This window comes from Lichenihabitans sp. Uapishka_5, assembly GCF_033947565.1.
GTDB lineage: Bacteria > Pseudomonadota > Alphaproteobacteria > Rhizobiales > Beijerinckiaceae > Lichenihabitans.
In genome coordinates this window covers 1-6,806 of the sequence record NZ_JARPVX010000131.1, presented here as the reverse complement: position 1 = coordinate 6,806, position 6,806 = coordinate 1, and the positions used below count along the sequence as shown (strand labels likewise).

9 protein-coding genes and 1 pseudogene are annotated in these 6,806 nt (G+C 59.8%); 6 read left to right on the top strand and 4 right to left on the bottom strand.

Annotated features, from left to right (window positions below; translation table 11 throughout):
• Positions 1–126: 126 nt before the first annotated feature.
• The 3 genes from P7D22_RS21905 to P7D22_RS21895 all read left to right on the top strand — a co-directional run bounded on the left by P7D22_RS21905 (position 127) and on the right by P7D22_RS21895 (position 1,647).
• Complete coding sequence (locus tag P7D22_RS21905; protein ID WP_319936380.1) at positions 127–405, top strand: DUF6894 family protein; 279 nt, start codon at positions 127–129, stop codon at positions 403–405.
• A gap of 121 nt (positions 406–526) precedes the next feature.
• Entirely contained in the window at positions 527–1,249 is a 723-nt protein-coding gene (locus tag P7D22_RS21900) for a Crp/Fnr family transcriptional regulator (protein WP_319936379.1), read from the top strand.
• A 131-nt stretch (positions 1,250–1,380) separates the two neighbouring features.
• On the top strand, positions 1,381–1,647 hold the full coding sequence (locus tag P7D22_RS21895; protein ID WP_319936378.1) for a DUF6894 family protein: 267 nt from the start codon (positions 1,381–1,383) through the stop codon (positions 1,645–1,647).
• A gap of 5 nt (positions 1,648–1,652) precedes the next feature.
• On the opposite strand, the gene P7D22_RS21890 is transcribed toward P7D22_RS21895, so the two are convergent.
• Positions 1,653–1,865 (bottom strand): hypothetical protein, encoded by a 213-nt coding sequence (locus tag P7D22_RS21890; RefSeq protein WP_319936377.1) that lies wholly within the window; start codon positions 1,863–1,865, stop codon positions 1,653–1,655.
• Positions 1,866–2,512: 647 nt separating this feature from the next.
• On the opposite strand from P7D22_RS21890, the gene P7D22_RS21885 reads away from it, so the two are divergent.
• Positions 2,513–2,764 (top strand): hypothetical protein, encoded by a 252-nt coding sequence (locus P7D22_RS21885; RefSeq protein ID WP_319936376.1) that lies wholly within the window; start codon positions 2,513–2,515, stop codon positions 2,762–2,764.
• Positions 2,765–2,808: 44 nt separating this feature from the next.
• Positions 2,809–3,378 carry a hypothetical protein gene (locus tag P7D22_RS21880; RefSeq protein WP_319936375.1) on the top strand — a complete coding sequence of 190 codons (570 nt, stop codon included), beginning with the start codon at positions 2,809–2,811 and terminating at the stop codon, positions 3,376–3,378.
• A gap of 279 nt (positions 3,379–3,657) precedes the next feature.
• On the opposite strand, the gene P7D22_RS21875 is transcribed toward P7D22_RS21880, so the two are convergent.
• Positions 3,658–4,647: an aldo/keto reductase gene (locus tag P7D22_RS21875; protein WP_319936382.1), complete on the bottom strand. Its 990-nt coding sequence runs from the start codon at positions 4,645–4,647 to the stop codon at positions 3,658–3,660.
• Positions 4,648–4,722: 75 nt separating this feature from the next.
• Positions 4,723–5,069, bottom strand: a pseudogene (locus P7D22_RS21870) (transposase); the annotation flags it as partial.
• A gap of 171 nt (positions 5,070–5,240) precedes the next feature.
• Between P7D22_RS21870 and P7D22_RS21865 the strand changes: the two are divergent.
• Positions 5,241–5,393 carry a hypothetical protein gene (locus P7D22_RS21865; RefSeq protein WP_319936374.1) on the top strand — a complete coding sequence of 51 codons (153 nt, stop codon included), beginning with the start codon at positions 5,241–5,243 and terminating at the stop codon, positions 5,391–5,393.
• A gap of 475 nt (positions 5,394–5,868) precedes the next feature.
• Here P7D22_RS21865 and P7D22_RS21860 read toward each other — a convergent pair whose 3' ends face one another.
• On the bottom strand, positions 5,869–6,696 hold the full coding sequence (locus tag P7D22_RS21860; RefSeq protein ID WP_319936381.1) for an IS5 family transposase: 828 nt from the start codon (positions 6,694–6,696) through the stop codon (positions 5,869–5,871).
• Positions 6,697–6,806 lie beyond the last annotated feature (110 nt).

Genomic DNA, 6,806 nt, shown 5'->3' with positions numbered 1-6,806 from the left:
ACCCACCCTTAGTTCACGCCGCCAGCTGTCCCAAAAAGCCTGACGACGGACAGTCGACAGATCTGTCGTCTCGCATCCCATGCGCACGCCGCCTCAAGCGATTCGGTGCTGAGGGATGAATCACGGATGAGCCTCCGCCGACAACAGATCGGAGAAAATCAGCCGGCCAGCGACTTATGGGTAATTGAAAGCACCGGTATGATGCAAAGGGATGAAGAGGGCACCGAGTTCGCAGACCTCGAGCATGTGCGCAAGGCGGCGATGCGGCTGATCTCCGACGTCGCTCGTGATGCCATCTACGAGAAGGGCGATGATCGATCGTTCGTAGTGGTAGTCACAGATGAGAACAGATCATCCATCTACTCGGCCACTTTGACCTACACTGGAATATGGATGCCACGGTAAATATTCATCGCACCCTCGATCAACGGTCAATTGAACGGTGCGCGAATGCATAAGGGTTATTTTCGCTTGAAATTAATTTATGATAGTATCATTGTTGCTATGACCCATGTAAATATTTGTTATGGCGAACCGTTTTATCCAGAAACTTCGTGGGTTCGCCGAACTCACGCCTCGGGAAATCCAAGCGCTTGAGGAAGCGACCCGGTCGTCTGTAGCCTTCGGCCCACGCCGGGACCTGATCCGCGAAGGCGATCAGCCCGGCCCCGTGTTCGTTCTGCTGGAGGGCTGGGCGTTTCGCTACAAGGTGCTGCCCAGCGGCTCCCGGCAGATCATGGCCTTTATGATGCCGGGCGACGCCTGTGACCTCCACATCGGCATGTTGGCCGAAATGGATCACAGCATCCAGACCGCGACAGAGGCGCAGGTCGCCAGGATCTCGCGTCAGACCATGGACGAGATGATGGACACCTTCCCGGGGATCGCCCGGGCCATGTACATCGCGCAACTCGTCGATGAGGGAACGCTGCGAGCCTGGATCGTGAGCCTCGGCCGGCGCAACAGCGCCGAGCGTGCGGCGCATCTCCTGCTTGAACTTTACGCCCGGGCAGTTCGTGCCGGGGTCGCCAACCACGACGAGATGGAATTGCCGTTGTCCCAAGCTGTGCTGGCGGACGCGCTCGGCATGACCCCTGTGCACGTCAACCGGACCCTCCAGGAGTTGCGCCGGTCGGGTGCGATCGAGCTGCGCCGCGGCGTGTTGCGTATTCAAAATCCGGTGGCGCTGACCAAGTTCTCAGGCTTTGACGAAAACTATTTGCACCGGCGCTTGCGGAAGCCGGGATGATGTTGAGCACGAAAACATTAATCCTGTATATTGTTATTAGGGGGTGTCCTGTTAGGAAGGGCCATCGTTGGCCTATCTCTTGAGGCGCCGACGGCTGCTGCCCCGGCTCGCGCCTCCTGTGAGGCACGACCATGCCGATGCTATTCATCCATCTCCGTAACTCGGAATATAGCGCCCGCGATGAGGTTGCGGAGTTCAACACCCCAGAGGCCGCGCGTGCAGTGGGGGTGAAGGGCGCATTGAGCATGGCCACCGACGAGATTGGCCAGGGTCGTCGCAGCACGGCCGTGGTGGTCGATGTCGAACAAGAGGACGGAACGCGATTGCTTACAGCCGTGGTGGCCGTTTCCGTCTCACCATTGATGGCTGTCGAGCTTCCCGATGCCATGCTTCCATAATCAGATCACACTGGCGCGTGGGCCATCTTCTCCAGGGTTCCAGCGGCCATGAGGAAGCCCATAGCGATGTCCTGGATCTCCCCCATGGTCAGGCTCTCGGGCTTGGCGAGAGCTCGGACGCCGATGGAGCGGACTTCCTGGATGTGTGCGACCCAAGCCCCTGGCGATCGATCCTGAAATCGTTGACGCAATATGTCGGGTGGAAGGTTGTCGTTCATGGCGAAGACCTTCGTGCTGAAAGATCCGCACCACATCACGATCCCTTGTAGAACACCTTCACCTATGTGACATTCTGTCATGCCCCCAGTCTGGCCGCCTCCCGCACCGCCTGGGGTGTAGATTGATCGTGGTCAGCAGCACCCGCGCGTAACCCTCGGGTTGGTTCCTACTATGCTCCCAATCCATCAGCATCGCGAGCGGTATCCGAATGCCTTCAAGAAGGCTGGTGCTTGCCTTCCTGTGCTATACCTAAAAGGTCAACGTGCCTCGAAAGGTATAACAAAAATGTTGCGAGACGTGTTGCGCCTCGGTGAGATCACGTGGGACCTGCAGCGGATCGCGGAAGCAAACAGTACTTTATCCACCTAATGCAACATAAGTTATTTATCATATTAAACAAATATTTCTGAGATGCATCCTTATGCAATATTATTGATTGGATAGGTATGTCTGATAATCTACAAGTATCACAGCCAGTGACCAAAAGCGAAAGCCTCGAGAATAAGCGAGCAACACCAAAGATTTTTTTGGCTATCCTAGTCGTAGGCGCTGTCGCGATCTGCGGAGTTCTCGCCTTGGGCGCGAAGTTCGTTTTCCATTAAAGCCCTACTCCGTTTTCAATTCTTTCTCATCAAGGAGCCACACCATGGCACAGCATTCAGGTTCAGCTTCCTCTGATAGTTCGACAGCTCTGGACCTTGAAGCCAATCACATCGACAAGCTGATGAACGGAGGTCAAAGTGGAAAGGCTTCGAAGAAGGCCAAGGAAGGCGCAAGTGGGTTCAACAATTCGACACAGGTCGAGCAGGACCTTCGTATCGATAAGGCCAAGGCTGACGCGAAAGCTGCAGGGGGTGGTCCTGACAAGCAGGAAGATGGTCTCAATCAGGATGGCTAACGACGAGCGTTATCTTCAACCAGCTTTATAGATAGGTGTCGGCAATGTTGGTTGAAGCCCCCAAACACTCCATGATGATTGACCTCGCCATCGGTTTGTTTGCCGGTCTATTGGCCACGCAGGTGACAAACCTTGCACAAACTCCATTGAAGTGGGTGACCCCGGAAAATGTCGATCGGCATGAAAAGAAGGTCCGGCCTGGCGCATCCTCGTCCTTGGTCGCCGCTCAGAAATTGGCCAAAGCGATGGATGTGTCTCTCTCCGACAAGGAGGAAGCCCTGTGGGGAAAGGCAATCCACTTCGCTATCGGCATAGGTTGGGGACCGGTTTACGGCCTTTTGCGGCAATACACCGGCTTAAGGCCGATCGGCGCAGCCCTAGCCAGTGGCGTCGGAATGTCCTTGATCTTGGATGAAGGTTTGGTGCCTGCTCTGGGCCTTAGTGCCCCCAACCACCAATATCATGCCTTGACCCGTGCCCGCGGCGTCGTCGCTCACCTGGTTTATGGAACTGCTGTGGCCTTCGCGGTCGAAGGGCTCGGACGGCTGGTGAGTCCCGACCCGGATGCAGAGGGGAAAGAACACGAAACCTTCGCCTCGGGCCGCAATGCATAGCTCGCCTCGTCTCTTACAAGTATACCCATGTGGGAATCAGCGAAGCTGATGGATGGGGTTGCCGATGGCTCTGTCGCGAACCATGACGACGGCCCGGTGGACATGGTCAAGCACCAGTTTTGCTAGTTCGTGGCCGAAGCCAGTGGAACAACTGGTGACGAACCGCCGGGGTCGAGTCGTCTGCCATTTCGATGTTCTCCTATCGAGCGCGCCGCCTGGAAGCGGCGCGCGTTTGTACCTCCCGGTGGTCGGGGTGCACACTGCCGGTCTGGAAGCGGTTCAGCGATCCACCATCGCCATCTGGTTCTCGGTGTAACGCGGGCCGGCGATTGAGCCGGGCGGCAGGGCGGCGTCGAGTGCCAAGACGTCGTCGGCCGACAGCCGGACGTCGGCCGCAGCGACGTTCTCCTCGAGATAGGTCCGGCGCTTGGTGCCGGGGATGGGGGCGATATCGTCCCCCTTGGCAAGGAGCCAGGCCAGCGCGATCTGACCGGGTTTGACGCCCTTACGCGCCGCGACAGCGTTGACCTTCTCAGCCGCTGCGACGTTGCGGTCGAAGTTCTCGCCCGCGTAGCGTGGGTCGGTGCGGCGGTAGTCGCCCTCCGGATAATCCTCGGCGCGCTTCACCGCGCCGGTAAGGAATCCGCGGCCCAGTGGGCTGAAGGGGGTGAGCCCGATACCAAGCTCGCGCAGCACCGGGATGATGTCCTTCTCCAGATTACGCTCCCATAGCGAATATTCGCTTTGCAGCACCGACACCGGATGGGTTGCGTGGGCGCGCCTGATGTTCGACGCCCCCGCTTCCGACAGCCCGACAAAGCGCACCTTGCCGGCCTCGACCAGCCGCGAAACGGTGCCGATCACCTCTTCGACCGGCACCGCGGGGTCGATGCGATGCTGATAGAGCAGGTCGATGTGGTTGAGGCCGAGGCGCGCCAGCGACGCGTCGACGACCTCGCGGATGTGCTCGGGGCGGCTATCGACCCCTTCAAGCTTGCCGGCCCCGCTGATGCGGAAGCCGAACTTGGTCGCCACCACGATCCCATCGCGTCGCCCCTTCAGGGCCTGCCCAAGCAGCCGCTCGTTGGTGAAGGGGCCGTAGACTTCGGCGGTATCGAAATAGGTGACACCGAGGTCAAGCGCGCGGTGGATCGTCCTGATCGACTCGGGATCATCCGGTGTCCCGTAGGACTGGCTCATGCCCATGCAGCCGAGGCCGATGGCCGACACCTCCAGGCCCTGTCGGCCGAGTTTGCGGGTAGGCAGCATGGCAGGTTCCTGAATCAGCGATGCAAAATCGCATACAAACGGTGGAGCCGAGACAATGGTTGCGAACGCGTCAGACACGCGGCGCTCGGACACGGCCAAGTGCCGTTGCACATGCTCGATGCAGACGCGCCGACGCGCGGGGCTTAGTAGTTTCCCGAGGCGGCTTCCTTCAGGATCAGCTTATCCAGCGTGAGATCCGCGACCGCCTTACGCAGTCGCGAGTTCTCGGTTTCCAGCTCTCTCAGACGCCTCACTTGGTCGGCCTTCAACCCGCCGAAATCCTTGCGCCACCGGTAGTACGTGACCTCCGTCACGCCGATCGAGCGGATCGCGTCCGCCGTCGTCTGCCTTTGCGACACCAGCACATCAACCTGGCGCAGCTTCGCGACCACCTCTTCAGGCTTGTGGATCTTCTTCGGCATTCGTCCGTCCTCGCATTGGCTCAAAGCCATACTTCAGCGCGGACCACTTCGGTGGGGGAAGACCAGAGCGCGCCAGGTTTGCCGAGCATATGACGCAAGCCTCGGTCCTACTCGGCCGGGCCGAGATCCTGTTGCGCGAGCTGCGGGCCAGCACAGTGGGCGGCACCCACCATGCGTGACGCCCTAGCCTTCGTGGCTCTCCTGCCGGTCCTGGCCGTGATGGATCTGGCGTTCTGGTTCTGTGACCCGGAGCGCCGGCTTGCGCGCTCGGCCGTGCTGACCGGGATCGTGGTCGGGTGGTGCGCGGCCGGGGCGGCATGGTAGAGAACCGAACAAGCGACGCTGACAGTCTTAAATGCCGTATCGTCCAAAACGGACGTTGACATGCGAAAGCAATAATCATTTGCATGTTATTACATGGGTGAATGCTCGGCTTGTGCCAAAATGATCCGCTAGCCTCGGGGAACAACGGGGCTGGAATAATGACCAACATCGCAGGGGTCAGCGCTGGCGCTTTCACGCCGGAAATCAAAGCTATGGTGCGGCGCGCCTATCTGGAAGCGTGTGACCTCACCGTGGCCACAGGCAGGCGAGCGCATCTCCGCTACAGGTTGGCCAAGCAGATCACGCGTCTCGCGCGAGATGGCGAGACAGACGAAGAGCTCTTGTGCACCGTATCAGTTCTTGTGGTGTTAGGGCGACGTCTCGAACCGCGCTTGAGCAATGCATCTCAGAAAACTTGCAGCTGTTCGACAGGTGCGTACAGCGCCTGGGGAGCTTAGAGTCCGTTTGGAAACGTTTACGGATGAGCGATGCGGCGGAGGAGCAGTCCGCCCATGGCGACGTGGACCATGGCTTCGGAAACATCGAGGCGCGCTTCGTAATCGCGCACAAGGCGACGCCACCGTGTCATCCAGCCGAAGGTGCGCTCGACGATCCAGCGCCGGGGCAAGACCTTGAAGCCGGGCTCGGCCGCGATGCGTCGGACAACCTCGACCACGAAGTCGAGATAGGCGGCCTTGTTCATCAGCTTGCCCCGGTCGTAGGCGCTGTCGGCGAACAGGTGCTTGATCCAGGGCCAGCGCTTGCGGATTGCCCCCAGGATCATCTGGGCTCCTGCACTGTCGGAGATGCCCGCGGGGGTCAGATTGATCATGAGCAGCCGGCCGTCGGTGTCGACCGCGATGTGACGTTTGCGTCCGACGATCTTCTTGGCGCCGTCAAAGCTGCGCTCGGCCCCGGGCGCAGGGGCCTTGACGGTTTGGCTGTCGAGAATGCCTGCCGATGGACTGGCCTCCCGGCCAACGCGCTCGCGATCGATCATCACCGCCAAGCCGTGGATGGTGCTGAACAGGAACAGGCGCACAAAGCGTCGGAACCACCAGTACACCGTCTGCCAGGGAGGGAAGTGAACCGGAAGCATCCGCCAGCCACACCCGGTTCGAGCGAGATAGCGGATGGCATTGAGAACCTCCCGCAGGTCGATGCGCCGTTGCCGCCCCGTTGTTCCCGGCTTGGGCAGAAGCGGCTCGACTTGCGACCACTCTTCATCCGTCAGGTCGGTCGGGTACCGGCGTGTCTTCTTCTCGATCTCGGCCATCCGGCCCCGGCTCGATGCTGTCCACATCAACAGCTTGAATCATGGCAACGCTGAAACCGCCACACGTCTTTCCAAACGGGCTCTTAGAGCCGCTGCCTTTCGAGCAGAGTCGGCCGAGGTAGCGGGCGGACTGCCGC